Here is a 25389-nt window from a genome sequence, read left to right on the forward strand (position 1 = left end):
CGTTCCAACTTTGTCCGGCAACCATGCTCCCCGGCGGCTTTTCGAGCGATGGAACGAGTTATAGAGTCGCGGCATGAGCGGGATCGGGATGTGGAACATCGCCGGGGAGTCGCCGGAGCTCGTGGCGATCGTGGATCCGAGCGGCCGTGCCATCAGTTACGGCGAACTGGCCGCCGAGGCCGACCGGATCGGGCGCGGCCTGCGCGACGCCGGTCTCGGCGCCGGCGACACGATCGCGCTGCTGCAGCCGAACGGCGCCGACATCCTGATCAGCTATTTCGCGGCGGTACAGATCGGGCTGCACGTCGTACCGCTGAATTGGCATCTCACCGCGCCCGAGCTGGCATACATCCTCCGCGACAGCGGAGCGAAAGCGTTCGTCGCGAGCTCGCGTTTCGCCGGCGCCGCGGTGGCGGCGGCCGACGAGGCCGGCCTCCCGGCCGCCGCCCGGTTCGCCACCGGCGACATCCCGGGCTTTCTGCCGCTCGGCGCGCTGGGTGCCGGCGGATCAGGAAGACCCGGCCCGCGTACGGTCGGAGCGCTCATGGTCTACACCTCCGGCACCTCCGGACGTCCGAAAGGGGTCAGACGCCCCCTGCCCGGTCTCGACCCGGACGACGTGTCGCCGGTCTCGCTCTGGTTCTTCGGGCTGTTCGGCCTGCGACCGTTCGACGGCCACGTGCATCTGTGCTGCTCACCGCTCTACCACACGGCGGTGATGAACTTCGCTGTCATCTCGGTGCAGCTCGGGCACACGGTCGTGGTGATGGACCACTGGGACGCCGCGGACTTCCTGCGTCTCGTGGCGGCGCACCGCGTCACGCACAGCCACATGGTGCCGACCCAGTTCCGCCGCCTGCTGGCCCTGCCCGGCCCGGTCCGTGCCGCAGCCGACGTCTCCTCGATGCGCGCGATGATCCACGGCGCCGCGCCGTGTCCGCAACCGGTCAAGCAGGCGATGCTCGACTGGTGGGGTCCCGTGGTGATCGAGTACTACGCGGCCTCGGAGGGCGGCGGCACCCTGATCACGGCGTCGGAGTGGCTGTCCCGGCCCGGATCAGTCGGCCGCGCCTGGCCCGGGTCACGGGTCCGGGTGCTCGACGACGACGGGAAGGACGCCGATCCCGGGACGCCCGGGCGGGTGTACCTGCAGATGGGCGACGCCACGTTCGAATACCACGGTGACGCGGAGAAGACCCGGGCCTCCTGGCGGGACCGCATGTTCACCGTCGGCGACATCGGATACCTCGACGAGGACGGTTACCTGTACCTCTGCGACCGCGCCAGCGACGTCATCATCACCGGCGGCGTGAACGTCTACCCCGCCGAGATCGAGAACGAGCTGTCCGTCCACCCGGCGGTGGCCGACGTGGCCGTCTTCGGCATCCCGCACGACGAGTGGGGCGAGGAGATCAAAGCCGTCGTGCAGCCGGTGGCGGGCGCCGAAACCGGGCCGTCCCTCACCGCCGAACTGCTCGACTTCCTGGCCGGCCGGCTGGCGCGCTTCAAGATTCCGCGGACCGTGGACTATGTGGACGCGCTGCCCCGCGATCCGAACGGCAAGCTGTACAAGCGTCTGCTCCGAGACCCGTACTGGGAAGGCCGCACCCGCCAAATCTGACCAGCACCCCACCCGCCGCCGGGTGGTCCGCTCGCGCGCGCCGGGAGGGGTCCCGCGTGGACTCCCGCGTGGACTCCCGCGTCGGCTCCCGCGTGGACTCCCGGGTCGGCTCCCGCGTCGGCTCCCGCGTCGGCTCCCGCGTCGGCTCCCGCGTGGACTCCCGCGTCGGCTCCGGCGTGGACTCCCGCGTCGGCTCCCGCGTGGACTCCGGCGTTGACCGAGCCGTAGCGCAGACAGGTATCGGCCGCCGGTCCGAAGGCGTAGCCAGCGGCTCGGCGTAGCGAGCCGTAGCCCAGGCAGGTTGTGGGGCGACTTATCCTGCGCCGGCTACGGCTGGCTTGGGCGAGCCGTAGTTCAGGCAGGTTGTGGAGCGGTTTTGGCTGCGCCGGCTACGGCTGGCTTGGGCGAGCCGTAGTCCAGGCAGGTTGTGGGGCGTGTTTGGCTGCGTGGGCTACGGCTCGGTCTTTGCGACGGGGCGACAAGTGCACGCGTTGATCACTCGCCCGCGCTCGCCGCTCCTCACGCGACCGACTTACCGGATTTGTCGGATTGTCGGACCCTGCGGCGTGGGCAGGCGGCACGCGACCGGCACCGTGTGGGAGATCGAGTCGCCCGGGGGAAGCGGTCAGCGGCGTGCCGGCGGCCGGCGGTGGCGGGCTTCGGGTTGGCTGTCAGGGCTTGCGCGCGGTCAGCAGCGTGAAACCGAGCAGTTCCCCAGCGTCCTTCTCCAGCATCGCGACCACCGGATCACTGGACGGATCACGCGACACCACCCGGCTCCACAACAGCCAATCCCGCCACCCGTCCTCCTGCCACCGCGCCGACGCGACCGAGACCAGCCCGGTGATCTCCCACTGGAAGCGCCACCACTGCGGCGTGTGCCAGGCGATCGCCTCCCAGCCGACGACCTCCTTGATGTGCGCCGGTATCTCCCCGAGCTCCCGGATCTCCCGCGCCATCCCCGGTGTGGCGACAGCGAGCTGACCACCCGGGCGCAAGAACCGCAGAAGGTACGGCAGGTAACTGTCCGCCGTCCCGAAATACTCAAAAGCGTCGATGCTGACGATCGCGTCGAACGACTCCTCGTCGAACGGCAGCTGATGTGCCTCGGCGTGCACGGCCGTCACCCGGTTCGCCACGCCGGCCGCTTCGAAGACCGCCGTCGCCTCCTCCGCCCCGACCCACCAGTCCGAGGCGACCACGTCGACGCCGTACTCCCGGGCCAGGAAGACCGAGGTGGCGCCCTTGCCGGAACCCAGGTCCAGCACCCGCATCCCGGGCCGCAGGTCGAGATCGCGGGCGAGGTCCTCGAGGAGCCAGAGCGGGTTCGGCCCCATGTCGAGCGCGACCAGCCAGGCAGGGTCGTACGTGGACGATCGGGGATAACGGTCCGGTCGGATGAGGGGATCCAAGTCGGTCACCGCATCACCCAACCGACACGTGGGGAAGCCGGCAACCGATTTATCGCCCGCGGAACTCGGGCGTGCGCTTCTCGATGAACGCCCGCGGCCCTTCGCGAGCGTCGTCGCTGGTGAAGACCTGCATCCCGATCTTCGACTCGATGGCGAACGCCTCGTTCTCGGGCAGCCCCTCGGTCTCCCGGACGGTGCGCAGGATCGCCTGCACGGCGAGCGGGCCGTTCGCCGCGATCGTGCCGGCGATCTCCAGCGCCTTGTCGAGGGCTGTCCCGTCCGGCACCACGTGCCCGATGAGGCCGGCGGCCAGCGCTTCGGCGGCGGTCAGGTGCCGGCCGGTGAGCAGCAGTTCCACCGCGATCGTGTACGGCAGTTGCCGCGGCAGCCGGACCGCGGAACCGCCCAGTGGAAACAGCCCCCAGCGCGCCTCGGACACCCCGAACCGGGCGCTCTCCCCGGCCACCCGCACGTCGGTGGCCTGCAGGATCTCGGTGCCGCCCGCGACGGCCGGCCCCTCCACGGCGGCGATCAGGGGCTTGCTGAGGCGCCGGCCCTTGAGCAGCGCGTCGATCCGGGAGAGGTCGCCGTTGCGCAGGTCGGGCGGCGACTCGGTCATCGCCCGCAGGTCGGCCCCGGCACAGAACGCGCCGCCGGCCCCGGTGAGGATCGCGACCCGGATCCCGGGGTCGGCGTCCACCCGGTCCCAGGCGTCGCGCATCACGGCCATCATCTCGGCGGAGAGCGCGTTGCGCACCTGCGGCCGGTTCATCGTGACGATCAGTATCGGTCCGCGCTGTTCGACTAGGGCGTCCACTCGCATCTCCTACCCGGCAACTTGGGCTTGCTGAGGAACGATAACAGGTTCTACTTTCTGGTGATGGCGGCTAATATAGCGGACCTGATCGAGCATGCGGTCGACGCCTTTCCCGATCGCATCGCGGTGGCCTGCGGCGAGCGTGAGATGTCCTACGCCGAGCTGGAGGCGACCGCCAACCGGATGGCCCATTTCCTGCTGCGTCAAGGAGTGGGCAAGGGCGCACACGTCGGTCTTTACGCGGGCAACTCGATCGAGGCCGTGGTGGCCATGGTCGCCGTGTACAAGCTCCGTGCCGTGGTCGTCAACGTCAACTACCGGTACGTCGAGAACGAGTTGCAATATCTCTTCGCGGACGCCGAGCTCACCGCGCTGATCCACGACCCGGAATATGCCGAGAGAGTGGCGAACGTTGATGCACCGGGCGTGATCGTCCAGCTGGGTGTCACCGACTACTCGCACGAGGATCCGAAGCGGGACTTCGGCGAGCGTTCCGGCGAGGACGTCTACCTGCTCTACACCGGCGGGACGACCGGGTACCCGAAAGGCGTGATCTGGCGTCACGAGGACGTCTGGCGGGTGCTCGGCGGCGGCATCGACTTCATGTCCGGCGTGCCGCTCGACGACGAATGGGCGCAGAGCAAGCGGGAAATGCCCCCGATGACCCGGCTCTGCCTGGCGCCGCTCATCCACGGCAATGCGCAGTGGGCCACCCTCGCCGCGCTCTTCTGCGGCGACACCGTGGTGGTCCTTCGGCACTTCGACCCCGACGAGGTGTGGCGCACCATCGAGAGCCGCCGGGTCAACGTCGTGGTGCTGATCGGCGACGCGATGGCCCGGCCAATCATCGAGGCGTACCTGAGCGGCAGCTACGACGGCTCGTCACTGGTCTCCATCTCGTCGAGCGCCGCGCTCTTCTCGCCGTCGGTGAAACGGCAGTACATGGAGACGTTCCCGAACGTCATGGTCACCGACGCGATCGGTTCCTCGGAGACCGGTTTCGCGGGCATCGGCATCGTCGCCGACGTCGACGGCGGTGCGGTCGACGGCCCCCGGGTGATGCCCGGACCGGACACCATCGTCATCGACGAGCACGGCCGCCAGGCGCCACCCGGCGTGATCGGCCGCCTCGCCCGCGGCGGGCACGTCCCGCTCGGCTACTACAAGGACCCGGAGAAGACGCGCGCGATGCTCACCGAGGTCGACGGCAAGCGCTACGCGATACCGGGCGACTTCGCGCGGATCGAGGAGGACGGCACCATCACGCTGCTCGGTCGGGGCAACACCTGCGTCAACACCGGCGGGGAGAAGGTCTTCCCGGAGGAGGTGGAGGGTGCTCTCAAGGCGCATCCGGGCGTCTTCGACGCCCTCGTCATCGGAGCTCCGGACGATCGGCTCGGCCAGCGGGTGGTCGCTCTGATTCAACCCCGCCCGGGGGTACGGGTGAAGCTCGACGAACTCGAGAGTCACGTCAGAAGCCGGATCGCCGGCTACAAGGTGCCCCGCGACGTGTGGCAGGTCGACCGGATCCAGCGCACGATCAGTGGCAAGGCCGACTACCGGTGGGCCCACGAGTACGCCCGGACGCACAGCGGGGAGCCGACTCGTGCGGACTGACCTCTGCGACCTCCTCGGCATCGACGTCCCGATCGTCGGCTTCAGCCCGTCCGAGCAGGTCGTCGCGGCGATCAGCCGGGCCGGCGGGCTCGGCGTGCTGGGCTGTGTCAGGTTCAACGACGGCGACGAGCTCGATCGTGTGCTGACCTGGCTCGACGCCGAACTGGACGGCCGTCCCTACGGCGTGGACGTCGTCATGCCGGGCCGGGTGCCGACCGAGGGCACCCCGGCCGACCTCGGGAAGCTCATCCCGGACGGGCATCGTGACTTCGTCGAGCGGACCCTGCTGCGCCTCGGCGTGCCACCGCTCGGCGTCGACGAGCCCCGGCGGGCGGGCGTCCTCGGGTGGCTGCACTCGGTGGCCCGTACCCATGTGGAGGTTGCCCTGACCCACCAGCCGCGCCTGATCGCGAACGCGCTGGGCCCGCCGCCGCCGGACGTGATCGCCCAGGCCCATGCGCACGGCCTGGCCGTGGCCGCCCTGGCCGGACGCGCCGATCACGCGCGCAACCACCTGGCCGGTGGGGTCGACATCGTGGTGGCCCAGGGGTACGAAGCCGGCGGGCACACCGGCGAGATAGCCAGCATGGTGCTGGTGCCCGAGGTCGTCGACGCGGTCGGCCCGGACGTGCCGGTGCTCGCGGCGGGTGGCATCGGCAGCGGCCGGCAGATCGCGGCGGCGCTCGCTCTCGGCGCCCGCGGCGTCTGGATGGGCTCGGTCTGGCTGGGCACCGCGGAGTACCGGACCAGTGGCGCGCTGCGGCAGGCGCTGCTGGACGCGCGGTCGAGTGACACCGTCCGGACCCGGATCTACACGGGCAAGCCGGCCCGGCTGCTCCGGAACCGCTGGACCGAGGCGTGGGCGGACGAGTCGGCCCCGACCCCGTTGCCGATGCCCCTGCAGAACCTGCTGGTCTCCGGGGCGCACGACCGCCTGATGGAGTCCGGCGACCCCACTGTCGTCCCGATGCCGGTCGGGCAGATCGTCGGCCGGATGAACGAGGTCCGCCCGGTCGCCGCGGTCGTCGCCGACCTGGTCACCGAGGCGGACGAGACTCTCGCCCGGCTCGGCAAGATGGCCTGAGGGCAAGATGGCCTGAGAAAAACAGGCGCCCGGGAAGCCCGGGCGCCTGTTCTCAAGCGTCTGAATCGTGCGCGCTCGTTACCGCTGCGCGGATCAGAGCGGGCGGATGTTCTCCGCCTGCAGTCCACGCTGGCCCTGGGTGACCTCGAACTCCACGCGCTGGTTCTCATCGAGGCTGCGGAAGCCGGACGCGTTGATCGCCGAGAAGTGGGCGAACACGTCGGGGCCGCCGCCGTCCTGCGCGATGAAGCCGAAACCCTTGTCACCGTTGAACCACTTGACGGTACCGGTAGCCATGAAATTCTCCCTGCCAGCTCGTGAGGAACCGCACCGTGCGAAACCTCGCGTCGCCTCATTGATGACCACGGTAAAGACGAAAAAAGCCTGACAGGGTCAGATACCCATCAGGCGTCAAGAACGTCAACGGAAATCAAAATGCAACCGGACCAAAGTAGCACAGGATTCCGGTGGCCATCCAGGCCCCTGCACCCGCCTGCGACGACCCGCTGAACCAGTCGACCCGTCACAGGCGGGACTATCAGGGAGAGCGCGAGGCTCGAGGGAGATCAGAGAAATATCGGAGCCGCGCCCTGCACGATCACGAAAAAATATCGGGTTCGTCCGGTGACGGTAGCACGAATCTGATTTTCCGCCGGTGACGTGCGTCATTTGCACGCATGGATTCCGGTGTCCGTCCACACGTTTTCCCGAAATCGCACCGGCCCGATGCCGCACGGCCACCCGCCGCTCACCCGAGGCCCCGCCCCGCCTCCACGGCGTGCAGCCCCGCTCGCCGGCATGCGCGCTCCGGCGTGTGGAGTTCGGGTGCGCTCCGCACCTCAGTTCGCCACGCAAGCGGTGATGTGGCCGTGCGTGTGACATCCGGGTCAGCACTGGGGGCGGCGGGCGGTTCGGGGTGCCGGGCGGGTGGGTGCGCCGGGGCTGGCGGGCGGGTGCGCCGGGGCCGGCGGCGGGGTGCGCCGGCGGAAGGGGCGTCAGTGCCGGGTGTGTGGGGGACGGAGTGGTTTTTCGGGGACGGTTCTGCGCGTACCGAATCGCCGGTGGGAAATCGCTTGACCTGAACCCTGCGTTAAGTGGGAGGTTCTGTCCAAGGAGGACAGACATGAGCATGGAGATGGCGGCGTGGAACTCGATGTACCACGCCACGCACCGGCCGGACGACCGGCGACCGTTTTCGCGAGCGACACTGCGGCGGATCGCGGGATTCGCGCGACCGCACCGACGCGCGCTGGCCGGATTCCTTTTAGTGAGCGTGGTGACGGCGGTGCTCGCCGTTGCCACTCCGGTGCTTGCCGGGCGGGTGGTGAACGCGATCGTGGACGGCGAGAACGTCGATCTCGTCATCATTCTGGCGGTGGCGATCGGCGTGTGCGCGCTCACCGAATCGGGGCTGGGGCTGGTGCAGCGGTGGCTTTCCGCGGGCATCGGTGAGGGGCTGATCTTCGACCTGCGCACGGCGGTTTTCGATCACGTGCAGAAGATGCCGGTGGCGTTCTTCACCCGGACGCGCACGGGCGCGCTGGTGAGCCGGCTCAACAACGACGTGCTCGGGGCGCAGCGGGCGTTCAGTGACACGCTTTCCGGAGTGGTCGGCAATCTCGTCGGGCTGATTCTGACGCTGATCGTGATGCTCGGCATCTCCTGGCAGATCACGCTGCTGGCGCTGGCGCTGCTGCCGGTCTTCGTGTTGCCGGCCCGGCGGATGGGGCGGCGGCTCGCCGGATTGGAACGGGAGGCCGCCGAGCACAACGCGGCCATGAACACGCAGATGACCGAGCGTTTCTCGGCGCCCGGCGCGACGCTGGTGAAACTGTACGGGCGGCCGGGCGCCGAGTCCGCGGAATTCGCCGCGCGGGCGCACCGGGTTCGCGACATCGGGGTGCGCACGGCGATGGCGCAGTGGGTGTTCCTGACCGCGCTGGTCTCGGTGTCCGGGGTGGCGATCGCGCTGGTCTACGGCCTGGGCGGCTTCTACGCGCTGCGCGGCCAGCTGGAGCCCGGCGCGGTGGTGGCGCTGGCGATCCTGCTGACCAGGCTTTATGCGCCGCTCACCTCGCTCGCGAGCGCGCGGGTCGAGATGATGAGCGCGCTGGTCAGCTTCGAGCGGGTGTTCGAGGTGCTGGACCTGAAGCCGCTGATCGAGGAGAAGCCGGACGCCCGATCAGTTCCGGACGGGCCGGTGGCGGTGGAGTTCGACAACGTGCGGTTCGCGTACCCGTCCGCCGACAAGGTCTCGCTCGCCTCGCTGGAGGAGGTGGCGACGCTGGACACCCGCGGTGGGGTGGAGGTTCTGCACGAGGTGTCGTTCCGGGCCGAGCCGGGTCAGATGGTCGCGCTGGTCGGCTCGTCCGGCGCCGGGAAGTCCACGATGGCGTCGCTGCTGCCCCGCCTCTACGACGCCGGTTCCGGTGCGGTCCGGCTGGGCGGTGTGGACGTCAAGGATCTGACCGCGGCGTCGCTCCGCGAGACGCTCGGCATGGTCACCCAGGACGGTCACCTGTTCCACGAGTCGGTGCGGGCCAATCTGTTGCTGGCCCGCCCGGACGCGACCGAGGACGAACTGTGGGACTCGCTGCGCCGGGCCCGCATCGCCGACCTGGTGCGGTCGCTGCCGGACGGCCTGGACACGGTGATCGGCGAGCGCGGCTACCGGCTCTCCGGCGGCGAGCGTCAGCGTCTCACCATCGCGCGGCTGCTGCTGGCGAAACCCCGCGTGGTGGTGCTGGACGAGGCGACCGCGCACCTCGATTCGACGTCGGAGCTGGCGGTGCAGGAGGCGCTCGGCGAGGCCCTCGACGGCCGGACCGCGGTGGTGATCGCCCACCGGTTGTCCACGGTCCGCGCCGCCGACCAGATCCTGGTGATCGAAGACGGCCGGGTGCTCGAGCGAGGCACGCACACCGAGCTGCTGGCCGCCGGCGGTCGCTACGAGGAATTGCACCGGACCCAATTCAGCGAATCCCCGTCGGTACGGACCTGATCAACCGTCACGACAGGAGCTTTCTGATCACGGCGATCAGTTCGACGAGTGTCGTGAATGCTCGCCGCCACGGACGCCCTGAACAGTTGTCATCCTCGGATCGGGGCATATTCACCGTCCTTCTCCCTCGGAGGAGACAACAGCGGTGTCACGGGGGTGCGCTTGCGGTTAGTGTCCATGTCAGCTCCGGAATTCCAGGGATGGATCGAGGGGTCACGGGTGGTGGTCGCGTCGCGAGCGACCACCACCCTCTTTCTGCCGCGTCGCACGCCCGGCGGGCAGCGCCCAGTGTGAACGCGATCCTCATATTCACGGACCCGGTGCCGCCGGCGGCGGACTGGGAGTCCGTCCCCTTTCCTGCCTCGCCGGCGGCGCGAGACTTCGCGGCACGCGCCGCCGCCTGCGCTTTTCCCGATACCGCCCGCACACCGTGCCGAATAGCGTTCACCTATTCGAGCTACTGAATGGGACATCATGGCCGGGCATCGGCCAAGCTGGGCCGATGTCGACGATCGAAGCCGCGGAACTGCGTGAATCTCTCGACCCGTCCGGGGTGCGTACCGTCGCGGACCTCGCTCGCCAGCTGGTCCTCCTGCGGCTCACCACACCGCGTGCCAGCGTCGCGGACGACCCGCTGACGCTGCGCGAGCTGTCCGACATCACCGGCGTGCCGCGCAGCACCCTGGGCAACGCCGAGTCGGGCCGGATCCTGCCGCGCGCCCAGGTGGTCTACAAGTTCGCCGCGGGCTGCCAGGAGCGCCGCAGCCGGCTCGACCGGTGGGTCGACGCGCGGAACCGCGTGGCCCGGCAACGACGGCGGGAGCCGGACCATCCCGCCATCACCGCGATCGCGGAACGGATCGCCGAACCGGAGGACGCCGGCCCGGTGCAGGTCGCGGTCCGCTTCCTGCGGGCCCGGGGGATGCCGGTCACGGTGGCGGACTTCGACAAGGCCCTGGACGCGATGCCGGCCGATCGGTGCGCCGAGCACCTCACCGCGATGCCGCCGGAAGCGGCTGCCGAGTGCCTGCACGCGATGGCCGCGCCGCGCGCCACCGCCTGCCTGGAGCTGCTGGAGACGACTGTCGCCGCCGCGATGCTGTGCGACGAGGACCCGGCGATGGCAGCCGAGCATCTGCAGCTTCTGCCGGTGTCCGCCACGCGGCAGGTGTTGCCGGTGATGCCGATCCCGGCCGTCGCGCAACGGCTGCAGCTGATGCCCCGGCACGCGGCGGAGACCCTGGTGGCCACGATGCCGGCGGACTGGACGGTCGCCCTGATCGCCGACGACGCGGTGCCGGTCTTCCTGGCCGCCGATCTGTTCTTCACGGTCGGCCATCGGCGCAGTCTCGGTCTGGCCGGCACGCTGCGGACCACCCGGCTCGCGGGCCTGCTGGCGGCGATGAACCCGGACGGCGCGGCCGGCATCCTCGCGTCGCTCCCGGAGCCCCGGCGGTGGAGTGTCCTGGCCGCGATGTCCGAGGTCCGCGCCGCCCGGATCCTGCCGCACCTGTCCGACGAGCACTTCGCCCTGCTGCTGTCCGGCGTGTCCGCAGGCGAGGCCGCGGGGCTGCTCGCGGAGACGCCGCCGAGCTGGGCGGCCGGGGTGCTCGCCCGGCTCTCCCGGGACGAGCGGTCGGCGATCCTCGCCGCGGTGCCGGAGCAGCGCCGGAACTCCATCGAGGCGAACATCAACCCGGCGCTGCGGGAGCTGCCGCCGTACGGTCCGCTGACCCCGGCGTGGCGGCTGCGCAGCGCCCGCGCTGATTGACAGGGCGGCCGGTCAGGAGAGGGTGATCACGGCTCGGCCGGTGAGCGCGCCGGCGGCCAGGCGGTCGTACGCCGTGTCGATCTCCTCGAACCCGAACTCCTCGACCTCGTTACGGATCAGACCGGCCCGGGCCAGCGCGATCACCTCCCGGGCGTCGGCGATCGTGGAGCCCTGGAAGGTGAAGACCTCGCCGTCGCGGGGCAGGTTGCCGAACCACGGGCGGCGCAACGTGCCGCCGGCCGAGCCGATCAGGCCGTAGGCGCCGCCGGGACGGACGGCCGCCACGCCCGCGGCGATCGTCTCGTCGGTGCCGGCGAAGTCGAGGACGGCGTCCGCGGCGAGCCGGGGCGCCGACTCCTCGGCCGCGTGGGCGCCGACCGACGTCGCGTAGGCGCGCCGGGCCGGCAGCGGGTCGACAGCGATCACCGAGGCCGCGGTGAGCGCCCGCAGAAACTGCACGGCGAACGCGCCCAGGCCGCCGGCCCCGATCACCACGACGGTTCCGCCCGCGCTGATCCGGGGCAGCGCCCGGCGGACGGCGTGGTACGCGGTGGCGCCCGCGTCGGTCAGCGGCCCGGCCGTGCGCGGGTCGAGGTCGCCGAGCTTCAGGAGGTCACGGCGACCGGAGACGAGCACGAACGACGCCAGGCCGCCGTCGCGCCCGTATCCCCGGCCGGTCCGCCCGGACGCGCAGTCGCTGTCCCGGCCGCGCACGCAGAAGTCGCAGGTGCCGCACGATGTGGGGGAGACCAGCGCGACCGCCTCGCCGACCGCGACCCCCGTCGCGCCGGTGCCCAGCGCGGCGACCCACCCGGCCGTCTCGTGTCCGAGAGTGAACGGCATCTGCCAGCCCATCGTCGCGCCGGCGGCCTGCGGGATCTGGCGCATCGTCAGGTCGGAGCGGCACAGGCCGCAGCCGGCCACCCTGATCAGAATCTGCCCGGGACCGGGCGAGGGGGCCGGGACGGTGGTCGTTCGCGGGGGTTCGCCCCAGCCGGTCATCCGATAGGCGCGCATCGAGTCCACCTGGAACACGTTATCGCAAGATGAGCTGGGCACATTGCCATAAGTTAGAACGAGTTCTAGTGTCGGACTCGTGTTGACGAAGCCATTGGCGGACGCGATCCGCACCGCCGAGCAGATCATCACCAGCGCGCCGCACGTGAGCGGCGAGCGGGACCTCGCCGAGGGCTACGACTACCTGGCCGGCAGCATCCGGGGCGCGCTGCAGATGGCCTGGGCCTACGAGCGCGATCACCCCTATTTCGTCCGGTCGACGGGCCCCTACACGAAAATGGGCCTCGACAATCCGGACACCCTCTATTTCCACGCCTGGCTGCGGGACGACGCCGAATACGTCGTCACCGGCGTCCGCGGGACCACCGCCGACCTCAGTTTCCAGATCCTCGACGGCGACTATTCACCTGTCGACGTGCCGGGCAGCCTGGCCGCGTTCGACGACCGGGAGCTGGAGATCGGAGCCGACGGCGGGTACACGTTGCGGCTCCGCCCGGCGCCGGGAGCGGCGATGCTGGTGGTCCGCGAGGTGTTCAGCGACTGGGCCACCGAGCGGCCCGGCACGCTGCGCATCGCGCGCGCTGATCGGATCGGCTCGGCGCCGCCGCCGGTCACCCTCGACCGGGTCACCAAGAGGTACGGGGTAGCCGGCAAGATCCTGATCAGCCGGTTGCGGACGTTCCTCGCCTTCGCCGAGCGCTTCTACCTCGGGCTGCCGGTCAACACGCTCACCGCACCGCGGTCCACTCCGGGCGGGCTCTCCACGCAGTTCTCGTCGGTGGGCCATTACGACCTGGACGACTCGCAGGCCATGGTCGTCACCGTTCCCGCCTCGGACGCGCCCTATCAGGGAATCCAGCTGGGCAGCATGTGGTACGTGTCGCTGGACTACGTCAATCACCAGACCAGCCTCACCCGGGACCAGGCGCGGATCGACCCGGACGGCATGATGCGGTTCGTCATCAGCGAACGCGATCCGGGTGTCGCGAACTGGCTGGAACGGACCGGGCACCGGCGCGGATACGTGCAACTGCGATGGCAGCGGCTGTCCCGTCCGCTGACCGCCGCGGACGGGCCCCGCGTCGACGTCGTCGCCGTCGACGACCTCGCCGAACAGCTGCCCCACCACGAGCCGATCAGCGCCGAACAGTGGCGGGCGCGGATCGCCGCCCGGCAGGCCGCCACCGCCGAGCGCATGCTGGGGTGACGCCGTGCTCGCCGGGAAAGTCGTGGTGGTCGCCGGAGTCGGCCCGGGACTGGGCCAGGAGATCGCCGTCCGAGCCGCCCGGCACGGCGCTGATCTGGTGCTGGCCGCCCGGACCGCGTCGTTCCTGAGCGAGGTGGCCGCGAAGGCCGGCGGGAAGGCGCTCGTGGCCACGGTCGATCTCGCCGACGAGGCGGCCACGGAGCGGCTGGCCGCCGCGGCGCTCGACGAGTTCGGACGGGTCGACGTGCTGGTGCACAACGCGTTCTCGATGCCGCCGATGCGCGGCCTCACCACGGTGGACCTGCCGGACCTGTCCGCGTCGTTCGACGCCAACGTGGTGGCGGCGCTGCGCACGATCCGCGCGTTCACCCCGTCCCTCGTCGAGTCGGGCGGCTCGATCGTGGTCGTCAACTCGGCGGTGCTGCGACACTCCCGGAAGCCGTTCGGGCCGTACAAGATCGCGAAGGCGGCGCTGCTCGCCGCCACCCAGAATCTGGCGTCCGAGCTCGGGCCGTCGGGAGTGCGGGTCAACTCGGTGGCGCCCGGCTGGATCTGGGCGGACACGTTGCGGGCCTGGTTCTCCTACCTGGCCGCGCAGCGGGACGTGCCGGCCCAGCAGATCTACGACGAGACGGCAGCGACGATCGATCTGCGGCGGCTGCCGGAACCCGGCGAGGTCGCGGACGCCGTTCTCTTCCTCGCGTCGGATCTGGCCCGGGGCATCACCGGGCAGTGCCTCGATGTGAACTGCGGGGAGTTCCACCATTGACTGACACCGACCGGACCGACGTCGGCACCATGGCCGACCTGCATGCGTCAGCGACCCGGATGACCGGGCTCGACGACTTCGGCGAGCCGTCCTACCGGGAAGGCTTGGGGACGCTGCTCTCCGCGTACCGGGAAGAAGCGGCCCTGACCCCCGCCGGGAGCAAGCAGACCCGGCGGCTGTTGCGCGGCGCCCTGGTCTCCCGGCTGTTGAGTGAGGCGGCGTGGCGGCAATATCCGGCGCCGGCCCCGGTGCGGCGGCCGATCTTCGTGACCGGCCTGCCGCGCACCGGGACCACCGCGCTGCACCGGCTCCTCGCCGCGGATCCGGCGCACCAGGGCCTGGAACTGTGGCTCACCGAAGTGCCGCAGCCGCGTCCGCCCCGCGATTCCTGGGAGGCGCACCCGGTCTATGCGATGCTGCGCGACGCCTATCGCGACCATGCCGAATTCGACGGCGTGCACCATCTCGGGCCGGACCAGGTGGAGGAATGCTGGCGGCTGCTCTGCCAATCGATGAAATCGGTGTCGTTCGAGTGCACGGCGCACATTCCGTCGTATTCCTCCTGGCTGGCCGCCACCGACTGGACCGACGCCTATCGCCGCCATCGCCGCAATCTGGAACTGATCGGCGTGCACGACCCGGACCGGCGCTGGGTGCTGAAGAACCCGAGCCACCTGTTCGCGCTGGACGCGCTGCTCGCCGTCTATCCGGACGCGACGATCATCCAGACCCATCGCGACCCGCGCAGCGTGATCGCCTCGGTGTGCAGCCTGAACGCGGTCGCCTCCACCGGCTGGTCGACGGTCTTCTCCGGCCGCGTCCTCGGAACGGACCAGCTCGCCCTCTGGTCCCGCGGCCTGCACCGTTTCGCCGAGTCCCGGAAACGCCACGACCCGTCCCATTTCATCGACGTCCGCTACGAGGATTTCGTCAGCGCTCCTCTGGAAACCGTCGACGCGATCTACGCGCGCCTCGGCCTGGCCCCGGGCGCCGCGGCCCGGGCGGCCATGGCCGCCGTCAATGCGGAGAGCTTGCGGGGTACGCGCCGACCCGCGCACGTCTACGACCTGGAAACCTACGGCCTGACCCCGGCCGAGGTGGACCGTGCGTTCGACGGCGGCGCGGAGAGGCGGGCTGGATAGGCTGTCGGCGTGTACGTCAAACAGATCCGGCTGGAGAACGTGCGAGGGTTCCACGGCGCGCGGACGGTGTCGCTCGACCTCACCCGCCCGGACGGCTCGCTGGCGGGCTGGACCGTGCTGGCCGGCCGGAACGGTTCGGGCAAGACCACGCTGCTGCGGGCGGTCGCGCTCGCCATCGGCGGTCCCAACGTCGCTAGAACTCTGTCACCCGACTTCGCCGGCTGGATCTCGATAGGCGAACGCGAAGGCATCGTGGACCTGGCGCTGACTCCGGCTCCCGGAGCGGACCGCATGCGCGGCCCGGAGACCTGGGATTTCCGGGTCGGACTAGGCTGGCGCCACTTTCCGGCGGAAGCGACGGATCTCGGACCGGTATCACGACAGCCGATGCTGTTCAGCCACACCACGATGGCCGAGTCACCGGTGCCGGATCCCGAGTACGGGCCGTGGAACGAGAACCCGGACGGCTGGCTCTGCGCGGCCTACGGTCCTTTCCGGCGGCTGGCCGGACGGGCCGGGGACGCGCAGCACTCCGGGCTGGTCCATGGCCCCGCGGCTCGGATGGCGAACCTGTTCCACGAGGACGCGGCGCTCACCGAAGGCGTGACCTGGCTGATCGGCCAGCATCTGCGGGCACTGGAGAACCGGCCCGGCGCCCGGAAGCTCAAGGACATCGCGTTGTCCGTCCTCGGCGATGGTCTTCTTCCGGACGGATACCGTGTTCAGGACGTCGATTCGGAAGGACTCTGGGTCGAACGGGGTGCCCATCGGTTCCCGCTGCGGGAGATGAGCGACGGTTATCGAACCATCGCCGCACTCGTCGTGGATCTCCTGAAGCAGTTTCACGACGCCTACGGCAGGCTGGACGCCGCGGTGACTGACGGTGTCGCGGTCATCAACGCCCCGGGTGTCGTCATCATCGACGAGGTGGATGCCCATCTGCATGTGTCGTGGCAGAAACGGATCGGTGGGTGGCTCAAGCGGCATTTCCCGCGGACTCAGTTCATCGTGACGACGCACAGTCCGTACATCTGCCAGGCCGCCGATCCCAACGGGCTGATTCGTCTGCCCGGCCCCGACGAGGACGCCCCGCCCCGGATCGTCGAGCAGGACCTCTACGAGCGGATCGTCTACGGCAGCGGCGACGACGCGGTGATGTCCGAGTTGTTCGGGCTGGACACGCCCTACTCGGAACAGGCGGTCCGGCTGCGGCGTGAACTGGTCGGCCTGGAGACGGACGTCATCACGGGTCGCGCGGACGAACAAGCCGTCCATCGATACGAGGAGCTGCGCGATCTGCTCACCAGCTCACCCGCCGCGCGCGTCGACGAGCTCGCGGCCCGGCTGGTGGCGGATGCGGAGCAGCCCCGGCCGTGATCCCGATCAGCCGGCTGCCGCTCCCCGCGGAACTCGACCAGCGCATGACGCCTCTGACCGAGCAGATCAGGGTTACCGAAGAGGGCGATCGCGCGAAGAAGGCGCGTGCCCTGTGGCGCCGGCCAGCCACCCGAGCCACGGTCGGCGAGCCGCTGCGGGGCCTGCTGCGGCGGATGGCGCCCGGCGTTGAGCGTTGCATGTACTGCGGTGACAACCTCGGCACCGACATCGACCATTACGAGCCGCTGGCGCGTGATCCGCTGCGCACCTTCGACTGGCTCAACCATCTCCTGGCCTGCTCGCACTGCAACAGTCACCACAAGCGTGACCTTTTCCCGGTGGATGAGCGGGGCCTCCCGATGCTGATCGATCCGACGGCGGAGGATCCGTTCGACCACCTGTTGCTGTCGCTCTCGGTGGGCGAGTACGCGGCGCTGTCCGAGAAGGGCCGCCTGACCATCGAGGTGTGCGGCCTGAACCGCGCCGACCTGGCGAGAGGGCGGCAGCAGGCGTACCGGGTCGTGACACTGTGTCTGCGCGAGTGGGGGCGGGAACTGCGCGATCGCGGCCCGTGCCGCCCGGAAGCGCTGGTGCGCACCATCCGGGAGCAGCCGTTCGCGGACGTCTGCCAGGCGATGCTGCGGCAGGTCGAGATGCCCGGCGCGGAGACCGTCTTCGCCGATCTGCCGGACGTCGCTGCGGTTCTCCGGGATCCGCAGGTGCGGGACACCCTGACGCTGAAGGTGGTCACACCTTACTGATCACCTCGTCGGCGAAGCGGCGCAGCGCGTCCTGCTTCACGGCGAGCGGCGCGTCGAAGCCGGCCCGCACCCATGGCACCACTATCGCGTCGGTGACGCCGGCCGCGGCCTGCCGGCGGTAACCCTCCAGCCCGAACTGGTCGACACAGACGGCCTGGATCTCGAACGGCCTCTCCGCGACGCCGAACTCGGCCCGCAGCTCGGCGAGCCGGGCGATCACCGGGCTCAGCTCGGACAGGCGCATCATCGCCGACGACCAGCCGTCGCCGACCCGGGCGGCACGGCGCAGCGCCGGCTCGGTGTGCCCACCCACGTAGATCGGCACCGGCGCGCTCGGCGCCGGGCTCATCCGCAGCTTCTCGAACGAGAAGTGCTTTCCGTGGTACGAGACCATGCCGCCGCCGAGGATGAGTTTCAGCACGTCGATCGCCTCGTCGGCACGGGCGCCCCGATTCCGGAACGGCGCGCCGCACCAGTGCGATTCCTCCGGCGACCAGCCGAGCCCGACGCCCAGCCCGAAACGGTTGCCGGTCAGGTTCGCCACCGATCCGACCTGCCGGGCCAGCAGCACCGGGTTGCGCGGGTCGAGTTTCAGCACCTGGGTGTAGAAGCGGATCCGGCTCGTCACGGCACCCATCGCCGCGGCGGCGATCAGCGGGTCGGCCCACGGCGTGTCGGCGTCCCAGAACCGGCGGCCGTCCGGCGTGTACGGATACGACCCCTCGGTGTGCTCGGAGAAGAAAATCGAGTCGGGCAGCGCGATCGACGAGAACCCGCACTCCTCGGCGGTGACGGCCAGCGCGGTCAGCTGGTCGAGCGGGCTCAGGGCGACGCCGAGCGTGAACTTCATGTCAGAACCGTCCCCAGGGTGAGCAGGTGCGCGGTCGCTCCGCCGAACCGGAACTCGTGCTGCTCGGCGGCGAGGAAGTACCGGTGCAGCGGGTAGTCGAGGTCGAGGCCGGTGCCGCCGTGCACGTGCACCGCGGTGTGCAGCACGCGGTGCCCGGCCTCGGCCGCCCAGAACGCGGCGGTGGCGATCTCGGCGGTCGCCGGCGGGTCGTTCGCCGAGCACCAGACGGCCTGCCAGAGCGCCACCCGGAGGGCTTCGACGTCGATGTACGCGTCGGCCAGCCGCTGCGAGACGGCCTGGAACGAGCCGATCGGCCGGCCGAACTGCACCCGCTCGCGGGCGTGCGCGGCGGTCATCTCGAGGGCCTTCTCGACGACGCCGAGCTGGTAGGCGGCCGAGCTGAGGGGGTCGCCGGGAATCGGGACGTCGGCGGCCTGACGACCGAGTTCGATCAGAATGGCGGTGCGCTCGATCACCCCGTATCCGGCCTCGTGGGCCTCCTTGAGAAGATCGCGGCCGGAGGTCGCGAGATCGTGGGCGAGTGCCGCGGCCTCGCGTGCCGAGTCGGGCAGCGTGAAGTCCATCGATGCTCCTATCGCCGGACCGGCAGGCCGAGGGCGGCCGCCGCGATGATGTCGCGCTGCACCTCGTTGGCGCCGCCGCCGAAAGTCAGGATCAAGGACGAGCGGTACATGCGCTCGACGCGCCCGGTCACCGCCTCATCGGGTACGGTCCCGGCCGCGCTCACCACCTCCAGGAGCAGGCGGTACGCCTCGATGGCGAGCTCGGTGCCGTAGACCTTGCCGGCCGACGCGTCGACCGGCGAGACCGTCCCGGACGCCACGCGCCAGTTGAAGAGCTTCAACACCTCGACCTTGGCGTGCACCCGGGCGAGGTGCAGCCGGACCCACTCTCTTTCGGTCACGCCGTTGGCCGTCGCCCAGGCCAGAACCTCCGACAGGGACCGTTGCAGCGGCGCCGCCGAGGTCAGCGCGACCCGCTCGTGGTTGAGCTGGTCGGTGATCAGCCGCCAGCCCTGGTTCTCGTCGCCGACCAGCGCCGATGCCGGCACCCGCACGTCCGAGTAGTAGGTCGCGCTGGTGGTCGGCCCGGCCACCGTCCGGACCGGCGTCCAGGAGAATCCGGGCGCGTCGGTTGGCACGATCAGAATCGACAGTCCTCGGTGGCGGGGCGCGTCCGGGTCGGTGCGGCAGGCGAGCCAGACGTAGTCGGCGTAACGGATCAGGCTGGTCCACATCTTCTGCCCGTTGATCACATAGGAGTCGCCGTCCCGGACCGCCCGGGTGCGCAGCGACGCCAGGTCGGTGCCAGCCTCGGGCTCGGAGTACCCGATCGAGAAGTGCACCTCACCGGCCGCGATCCGGGGCAGAAGATCCTCCTTCTGTACGGCCGTGCCGTGCCGCGCGATCGTCGGCGCGACCGTGTAGAGCGTCAGGAACGGCACCGGGACCCCGGCCAGCGCTGCCTCGTCCGTGAAGATCAGCTGCTCCATCCGGGACCGCCCGTCCAGCGCGAGCCAGCCGTCCCGGCCGAGCTGCCGGACCACTTCCCGATACGCGGCGCCGTCGCCGTACTCGCCCTCAGGGGCGTCGAGCGCCTGCCGCAGTGACTGCGTCATGAGATCGGCGAAGTAGGACCGCAACCGCAGGCGGAGCTTCTCCTGCTCCGGTGTGTATCCGACGTGCACGAGCCACCCCGCAACCGCTAGATTAGAACGCGTTCTACCAGTAGACCCAGCGAGTGGGGAGGCGTCAACAGTGGACGCGTTTCTGGTCGGGGCGGTGCGCAGCCCGGTCGGCCGGCGTGGCGGCATCCTCGCCTCCGTGCACCCCGCTGACCTGGCAGGATCAGTCATCACAGCGCTGCTGGAGCGGGCCGGCGCGGATCCGGCAGCGGTCGACGACGTGATCCTCGGGTGTGTCGACACGCTGGGCCCGCAGTCCGGGGACATCGCGCGGACGGCGTGGCTCGCGGCCGGGCTACCGGAACACGTTCCCGGTGTCACGGTGGACCGGCAGTGCGGGTCCGGGCAGCAGGCGGTGCACTTCGCGGCGCAGGCCGTCGCGAGCGGGAGCGCGGATCTGGTGGTGGCCGGCGGGGTACAGAGCATGAGCCGGGTGCCGATCGGCAGCGCGATGGGCGCGGAGGGTCCCTACCGGGGGTCGGCGGGCTGGGCGCAGCGTTACGGGCCGGGGGAGATCTCCCAGTTCCGCAGCGCGGACGAGATCGCCGCGAAGTGGGGTCTGAGCCGGGCGGAGCTGGAGGAGTTCGCGCTGGAAAGTCATCGGCGGGCGATCACGGCGATCGACAGCGGCCGGTTCACAGACGAAATCTCGGACATGCGGGAGGATGAGTGCCCTCGCCGGGACACGGATCGTGCACGGATGGCCGCGCTGGCGCCACTGCGCGAGGGTGGCGCCACCACGGCTGCCACGTCCAGTCAGATCGCTGATGGGGCGGCGGCGCTGCTCGTCGCCAGTGGGCGGGCGGTTCGTGAGCTCGGCCTGCGACCACGGGCCCGGATCAAGCATCTTTCCGCGCGGGGCGACGATCCGGTGCTGATGCTGACGGCGCCGATCGCGGCGACCGCGCACGCGCTCCGGCGGGCCGATTTGAACATATCGGACATATCACGATTTGAGGTTAACGAGGCGTTCGCCAGCGTCGCGCTCGCCTGGCTGCGGGAGACCGGCGCGGACCCGGGCACCGTCAACGCCAACGGCGGGGCGATCGCTCTCGGACACCCGCTCGGCGCGACAGGCGCTCGGCTGCTGGTCAGCATGCTGCACGAACTGGAGCGCTGCGAGGGCCGCTACGGCCTGGTCACGATGTGCGAGGGCGGCGGCCAGGCCAACGTGACGATCATCGAGCGTCTCTAACTCCCCACTCCCGACGCCGCGGCCTTCCGCGATCTTGGCGATCTGCGCATCCGACGGCGGCACGGGCGGTGCGCAACTCGCCAAGATCGGGTCGACTGGCGCTGCATTGCCGGCCGAGCCGTAGTCAGGACAGGTCAACGAGCCGTATTCCCTGCGCTGGCTACGGCTCGGGTAGGCGAGCCGTAGGGCGCGCATGCCTCCGGGCTTGGATTTCATGCGCTGGCTACGGCTCGCGGGTCCGAGCCGTAGGGCGCGCATGCCTCCGGGCTCGGATTTCATGCGCTGGCTACGGCTCGCGGGTCCGAGCCGTAGTGGGGACAGGTTATCGGGGCGTCATTTGCTGCCGGAGCTACGGCTCGGCTCCGCCGTGCGCGGATCTTGGTAAGTCAGGGGCCGCCGAGGGCTGCGACCGGTGCACCACCCGTGGGAAAGCCGCCCACCACGTGAAACGGTGCAGTCAACTATCAAGGTCACGTCCTGCGCGCGCCTCCGCGCCTCCGCGCCTCCGCGCCTCCGCGCCTCCGCGCCTCCGCGCCTCCGCGCCTCCGCGCCTCCGCGATCTTGGCCAATTGCGTATGGGGTGGGCATATGGGGTGGGCATCGCCAACTCGCCAAGATCGCAGAAGGCCGCGGCGTCGCAGAAGGCCGCGGCGTCGCGGAAGGGGAAAGGGCGCGGGGAGAGTGGGCGCGGGAAGAGAGGGCCTGGGCGCGGAGAGAGGGCGGGGAGACGGGTGGCTAGGGGAGACGGTTCAGTGTGGCCGCCGCCTCGGTCATGATCCGGGCGATCAGGGCGGCGCAGGACGGCAGGTCGTCGATCACTCCGGTCACCTGGCCGGCGGACATCACCCCGTACTCGGGGCGGCCTTCGACCATCGCCGTGCGCAACAGGACCGGCGTGCTCGCCGCCCGCAGGGTTTGCGCCCACCCCATCTCGCGCCCGTGCCGAGCGCTGCGTCCCGCTCTGATCAGTTCCGGCCAGCTGAGCCCGGCGAGGCGGCGGAACGCGACAGCGTGCCGGGTCGCGCGCAGCAGCGCGCTCACCCGCCCGGATTTTTCCAGCCCCCGGATGTACGGGGTGAGCAGCACCCGATGCGGCACCCCGTCCACCTCGGTGGTGACGACCGTGCCGGTCACGCCGGCGTCCAGGTAGAGCTGTTTCACCCGCAGGTCGACCGGGCTGTCCGTGGTGAGCAGGAACCGGGTGCCCATCGCGATGCCGGCCGCGCCGTAGGCGAGCGCCGCGACCAGCCCCCGACCGTCGAAGAAGCCGCCGGCCGCCACGACCGGGATGTCCACCGCGTCCACGACTTGCGGCAACAGCAGTGTGGTGGGCACCGGGCCGGTGTGGCCGCCGCCCTCGCCGCCCTGCACGAGCACCGCGTCGGCGCCCCACGCGGCCACCTTCTCGGCGTGGCGGCGGGCGCCGACCGAGGGCATGGTCAGCACCCCGTTGTCGGCGCAGCGCCGGATCAGCTCGCGGTCGGGGGCCAGCGCGAACGAGGCGAGCCGCACCTTTTCGCTGATCAGCACGTCGATCCGGTCTCTCGCGTCGGGGGCGTCCGACCGTACGTTGACCCCGAAGGGCGCATCGGTGCGTGACCGGATCTCCCGGATGGTGTCCCGCAGGGTCTCCAGGGTCATCGTCGCGGAAGCGACGATGCCGAAGCCGCCGGCGTTGCCGACCGCGGAGACCAGCCCGGCCCCGGCGACGTAACCCATCCCGGTCTGCACGATCGGGTGCCGGCAGCCGAGCAGGTCGGTGAGCGCGGTCCTCATCGGTCACGCAGGCCGTCGGCGTCGAGCCGGTCGCGGATCAGGGCGAGCTCCTCGGCCGTCGGCGACCGGGTCTCCGGCACCTGACCGGGAACGACAAGCGGAAAGCCGGTCGCGGCGACGACCTGATCGACCACGACGCCGGGGTGGACGGAGCGCAGCCGCATCGTGTGATCCGGCGTGGCGAAGTCGAGGACGGCCAGGTCGGTGACGACGACGCGGATCTCGTGCGCGCCGCGGTCCCAGCCGATGCCGGAGACCATGTCGACCTGCTCGACGAAGACCCGGGGGCTGTGCCGGGGCACCCAGTAGCTGGTGGTGTGACCGATCGTGTTGCCCGGTGCGCCGCGCACCCCGAGCAGCTGGCGTTTCGGCCGCTCCCAGTCGCCGATGCAGGAGATGTTGGAGTTGCCGTGCCGGTCCAGCTGGCCGGCGCCCATCATGACGTGCCGGGTGCCGGCCGCGACCATGGCGAAGACCTGCCGGTACGGCAGCCAGCCCTCGGCCGCGCCGTCCCGGATCAGGGTCGCCTCCCCGTCGGTGACCAGCAGGTCGGGGGCGAACGTGAGCTGGGCCAGGCGGGCGCCGAGCCGGGGGATGGTGCCGGCGAAGCTGGCCAGGATCGCGCCGTCGCCCCGCCAGGCCTCCGCGCAGGCTGTCACGCAGATCTCCGCACGGGTGATCATCGGCGGATCGCCTTCTGGTAGTCGCTCTCGTCCCCGTCGAGGTAGCGGGCCCGGAACGTGTCCCAGTCGGTCGTCGCGTACTCGCGCTGGAACTCCTCGTCCCGCCCGTAGTCGGGGACGCAGCTGGTGAAGTGCGCGCCGTGCGGGGTCTCGGCGACGGCGTCGATCATGGAACGGTTGGTGAGGAGGGTCTGCGGTGGCCCGGCGTCGATGAGATCGGTGGTGGTGACGATGCGCTCGCAGGTCAGGAAGCGGCGTTTCGCGGCCAGGCAGAAGAGGTCGTCGAAGTAGGGGTCGGGGCCGAGGTAACGCCCGTTGCCGTGGCTGTCCGCGAGATTGAGATGAATCACCGCGATATCGAGCGTCAAAGCGGGCATGGCGACAAGTGACTCGTCGCTGTAGGGTGACCGGATCGTCGTGAGCTGGGGGTTCACTCGCATCACGTCAGAGCCCAGCCCGGCGCGGATGGGCAGGAACGGCAGCCGATGGGCGGCCGCCAGCAAGCCCCAGTAGAGCATCCCTTCGTCGTATTCGACCAAGGCGACGGTTCCGTTCTGCCGGGCGTGGGCGAAGTGTGGTTCGAGCGGGATGCTGTCCAGCGAGACGAACCCGGTGACGATCCGGCGCGCACACCCGGCGGCCGTCAGCAGCCCGGCGTCCGGCCCGCCGTAGGTGACGATCGTCAGGTCCCGCCGGCCGGCCCGGACCAGCGCCCGCACCAGCGCCATCGGCTTGCGCCGGGACCCCCACCCGCCGATCCCGACGGTCATCCCGTCCCGGATCTCGGCCACGATCTCGGTCAGCGTCGCGACGCTCATCGGCCCTCCACGAACCGCTGCCGCGCCCGGTCACCGGCGCCGCCCAGGTTCAGCTCGAAGGTGAAGCCCTGCTCGAACCGGTAGGACCGCCGCACGTCCACCGGATCGATCCCGTTGAGCGAGGCCTTGGCCGCCCGGATGACGACCGGATCCTTCGCCGCGATCTCGGCGGCCACCCGCCGCGCCGCCGCGCGCAGCCCCACGCCCGGCACGACCTCCAGAACCGTCCCGAATCGCAGCAGGTCCCGCGCCGGAACCGTCCGGCAGGTGTAGACCATGGTCCGCATCAGCTGGTGCGGGACGAGCCGGGACAGATGGGTGGCCGCGCCGAGCGCGCCCCGATCGACCTCCGGCAGGCCGAACACCGCGTCGTCGGCGGCGATCACCAGATCGGCATTGCCGGCCAGACCGACCCCGCCGCCGAGGCAGAACCCGTGCACCGCCGCGATGACCGGAACCGGGCAGTCGTAGACGGCGGCGAACGCGGCAGCGCATCCCCGGTTCGCCGCCAGCAGCGCGTCGTGACCCTCGGTGCGCTGCATCTCCTTGATGTCGACGCCCGCGCAGAAGCCGCGTCCCTCGGCCGCCAGCACCACGACCCGGGTGTCCGAATCGGCGGCTGCCGCAGTGAGCGCGCCGGCGAGCGCCAGCCACCCGTCGGCCGGGACAGCATTGACCGGCGGGAAGTCGATGACCACCTCGGCCACCGCGCCGCGATCCAGCCGTACGCCCATGGCGGCGACTGTAACCTAGCGCTTGCTTGGGT

The 25389-nt window shown here is 70.6% G+C and carries 21 protein-coding genes and 1 pseudogene; 11 read left to right on the top strand and 11 right to left on the bottom strand.

Annotated elements, in window-relative coordinates:
- The first annotated feature begins 73 nt into the window (after positions 1-73).
- Positions 74-1621 carry an acyl-CoA synthetase gene (locus AB0F72_RS24620; protein WP_360435471.1) on the top strand — a complete coding sequence of 516 codons (1548 nt, stop codon included), beginning with the start codon at positions 74-76 and terminating at the stop codon, positions 1619-1621.
- A gap of 671 nt (positions 1622-2292) precedes the next feature.
- Here AB0F72_RS24620 and AB0F72_RS24625 read toward each other — a convergent pair.
- Together AB0F72_RS24625 and AB0F72_RS24630 are read right to left on the bottom strand one after the other, a co-directional pair.
- Complete coding sequence (locus AB0F72_RS24625; protein ID WP_360435473.1) at positions 2293-3042, bottom strand: methyltransferase domain-containing protein; 750 nt, start codon at positions 3040-3042, stop codon at positions 2293-2295.
- Between the two features lie 40 nt (positions 3043-3082).
- Complete coding sequence (locus tag AB0F72_RS24630; RefSeq protein WP_360435475.1) at positions 3083-3850, bottom strand: crotonase/enoyl-CoA hydratase family protein; 768 nt, start codon at positions 3848-3850, stop codon at positions 3083-3085.
- A gap of 63 nt (positions 3851-3913) precedes the next feature.
- Here AB0F72_RS24630 and AB0F72_RS24635 point away from each other — a divergent pair, with 63 nt between their 5' ends.
- Both AB0F72_RS24635 and AB0F72_RS24640 read left to right on the top strand, forming a co-directional pair.
- Entirely contained in the window at positions 3914-5467 is a 1554-nt protein-coding gene (locus AB0F72_RS24635; RefSeq protein ID WP_360435477.1) for an acyl-CoA synthetase, read from the top strand.
- Complete coding sequence (locus tag AB0F72_RS24640; RefSeq protein WP_360435479.1) at positions 5457-6551, top strand: nitronate monooxygenase family protein; 1095 nt, start codon at positions 5457-5459, stop codon at positions 6549-6551. The genes AB0F72_RS24635 and AB0F72_RS24640 overlap by 11 nt, the downstream gene beginning before the upstream one ends.
- A gap of 93 nt (positions 6552-6644) precedes the next feature.
- On the opposite strand, the gene AB0F72_RS24645 is transcribed toward AB0F72_RS24640, so the two are convergent.
- A complete protein-coding gene (locus AB0F72_RS24645; protein ID WP_360435481.1) occupies positions 6645-6848 on the bottom strand; it encodes a cold-shock protein in 204 nt (67 codons plus the stop codon).
- Between the two features lie 826 nt (positions 6849-7674).
- On the opposite strand from AB0F72_RS24645, the gene AB0F72_RS24650 reads away from it, so the two are divergent.
- Together AB0F72_RS24650 and AB0F72_RS24655 are read left to right on the top strand one after the other, a co-directional pair.
- Entirely contained in the window at positions 7675-9552 is a 1878-nt protein-coding gene (locus tag AB0F72_RS24650) for an ABC transporter ATP-binding protein (protein ID WP_360435483.1), read from the top strand.
- Positions 9553-10054: 502 nt separating this feature from the next.
- Positions 10055-11323: a hypothetical protein gene (locus tag AB0F72_RS24655; RefSeq protein ID WP_360435485.1), complete on the top strand. Its 1269-nt coding sequence runs from the start codon at positions 10055-10057 to the stop codon at positions 11321-11323.
- A 12-nt stretch (positions 11324-11335) separates the two neighbouring features.
- Here AB0F72_RS24655 and AB0F72_RS24660 read toward each other — a convergent pair whose 3' ends face one another.
- On the bottom strand, positions 11336-12340 hold the full coding sequence (locus tag AB0F72_RS24660; protein ID WP_360435587.1) for an alcohol dehydrogenase catalytic domain-containing protein: 1005 nt from the start codon (positions 12338-12340) through the stop codon (positions 11336-11338).
- A 79-nt stretch (positions 12341-12419) separates the two neighbouring features.
- On the opposite strand from AB0F72_RS24660, the gene AB0F72_RS24665 reads away from it, so the two are divergent.
- From AB0F72_RS24665 to AB0F72_RS24685, 5 genes are read left to right on the top strand one after another with little or no spacing between them, the layout of a single operon-like run.
- On the top strand, positions 12420-13547 hold the full coding sequence (locus AB0F72_RS24665; RefSeq protein WP_360435487.1) for a hypothetical protein: 1128 nt from the start codon (positions 12420-12422) through the stop codon (positions 13545-13547).
- Between the two features lie 4 nt (positions 13548-13551).
- Positions 13552-14316, top strand: a complete 765-nt coding sequence (locus AB0F72_RS24670; RefSeq protein ID WP_360435489.1) for an SDR family oxidoreductase — start codon at positions 13552-13554, stop codon at positions 14314-14316.
- Between the two features lie 29 nt (positions 14317-14345).
- On the top strand, positions 14346-15458 hold the full coding sequence (locus AB0F72_RS24675; RefSeq protein ID WP_360435589.1) for a sulfotransferase: 1113 nt from the start codon (positions 14346-14348) through the stop codon (positions 15456-15458).
- Positions 15459-15467: 9 nt separating this feature from the next.
- Complete coding sequence (locus AB0F72_RS24680) at positions 15468-16835, top strand: AAA family ATPase (RefSeq protein ID WP_360435491.1); 1368 nt, start codon at positions 15468-15470, stop codon at positions 16833-16835.
- Entirely contained in the window at positions 16832-17596 is a 765-nt protein-coding gene (locus AB0F72_RS24685) for a hypothetical protein (protein ID WP_360435493.1), read from the top strand. Before AB0F72_RS24680 ends, AB0F72_RS24685 begins: the two co-directional genes overlap by 4 nt.
- Here the strand turns inward: AB0F72_RS24685 and AB0F72_RS24690 are convergent.
- From AB0F72_RS24690 to AB0F72_RS24700, 3 genes and pseudogenes are all read right to left on the bottom strand, one after another.
- Entirely contained in the window at positions 17583-18446 is an 864-nt protein-coding gene (locus AB0F72_RS24690) for a TIGR03619 family F420-dependent LLM class oxidoreductase (RefSeq protein ID WP_360435495.1), read from the bottom strand. The two genes, AB0F72_RS24685 and AB0F72_RS24690, sit on opposite strands and share 14 nt — an antisense overlap.
- Positions 18443-18844, bottom strand: a pseudogene (locus AB0F72_RS24695) (acyl-CoA dehydrogenase family protein); the annotation flags it as partial. The pseudogene AB0F72_RS24695 and the gene AB0F72_RS24690, both read right to left, overlap by 4 nt.
- 194 nt (positions 18845-19038) lie before the next feature.
- The gene (locus AB0F72_RS24700) at positions 19039-20154 is read right to left on the bottom strand and encodes an acyl-CoA dehydrogenase family protein (RefSeq protein ID WP_360435496.1); all 1116 of its coding nucleotides are present in this window, start codon (positions 20152-20154) and stop codon (positions 19039-19041) included.
- A gap of 70 nt (positions 20155-20224) precedes the next feature.
- Here AB0F72_RS24700 and AB0F72_RS24705 point away from each other — a divergent pair, with 70 nt between their 5' ends.
- The gene (locus AB0F72_RS24705) at positions 20225-21346 is read left to right on the top strand and encodes an acetyl-CoA C-acyltransferase (protein WP_360435498.1); all 1122 of its coding nucleotides are present in this window, start codon (positions 20225-20227) and stop codon (positions 21344-21346) included.
- Positions 21347-22081: 735 nt separating this feature from the next.
- On the opposite strand, the gene AB0F72_RS24710 is transcribed toward AB0F72_RS24705, so the two are convergent.
- Genes AB0F72_RS24710 through AB0F72_RS24725 form a run of 4 tightly spaced genes read right to left on the bottom strand, consistent with a single transcriptional unit; the run spans position 22082 to position 25357 of the window.
- A complete protein-coding gene (locus tag AB0F72_RS24710; protein ID WP_360435500.1) occupies positions 22082-23122 on the bottom strand; it encodes a nitronate monooxygenase in 1041 nt (346 codons plus the stop codon).
- Positions 23119-23805, bottom strand: a complete 687-nt coding sequence (locus AB0F72_RS24715; protein ID WP_360435502.1) for a CoA-transferase — start codon at positions 23803-23805, stop codon at positions 23119-23121. Before AB0F72_RS24715 ends, AB0F72_RS24710 begins: the two co-directional genes overlap by 4 nt.
- Entirely contained in the window at positions 23802-24623 is an 822-nt protein-coding gene (locus AB0F72_RS24720) for a CoA-transferase (RefSeq protein WP_360435504.1), read from the bottom strand. Before AB0F72_RS24720 ends, AB0F72_RS24715 begins: the two co-directional genes overlap by 4 nt.
- Positions 24620-25357 carry an enoyl-CoA hydratase family protein gene (locus tag AB0F72_RS24725; RefSeq protein WP_360435506.1) on the bottom strand — a complete coding sequence of 246 codons (738 nt, stop codon included), beginning with the start codon at positions 25355-25357 and terminating at the stop codon, positions 24620-24622. Before AB0F72_RS24725 ends, AB0F72_RS24720 begins: the two co-directional genes overlap by 4 nt.
- Positions 25358-25389: the final 32 nt, after the last annotated feature.

It is taken from the genome of Actinoplanes sp. NPDC023936 (assembly GCF_040639325.1).
Lineage (GTDB): Bacteria > Actinomycetota > Actinomycetes > Mycobacteriales > Micromonosporaceae > Actinoplanes.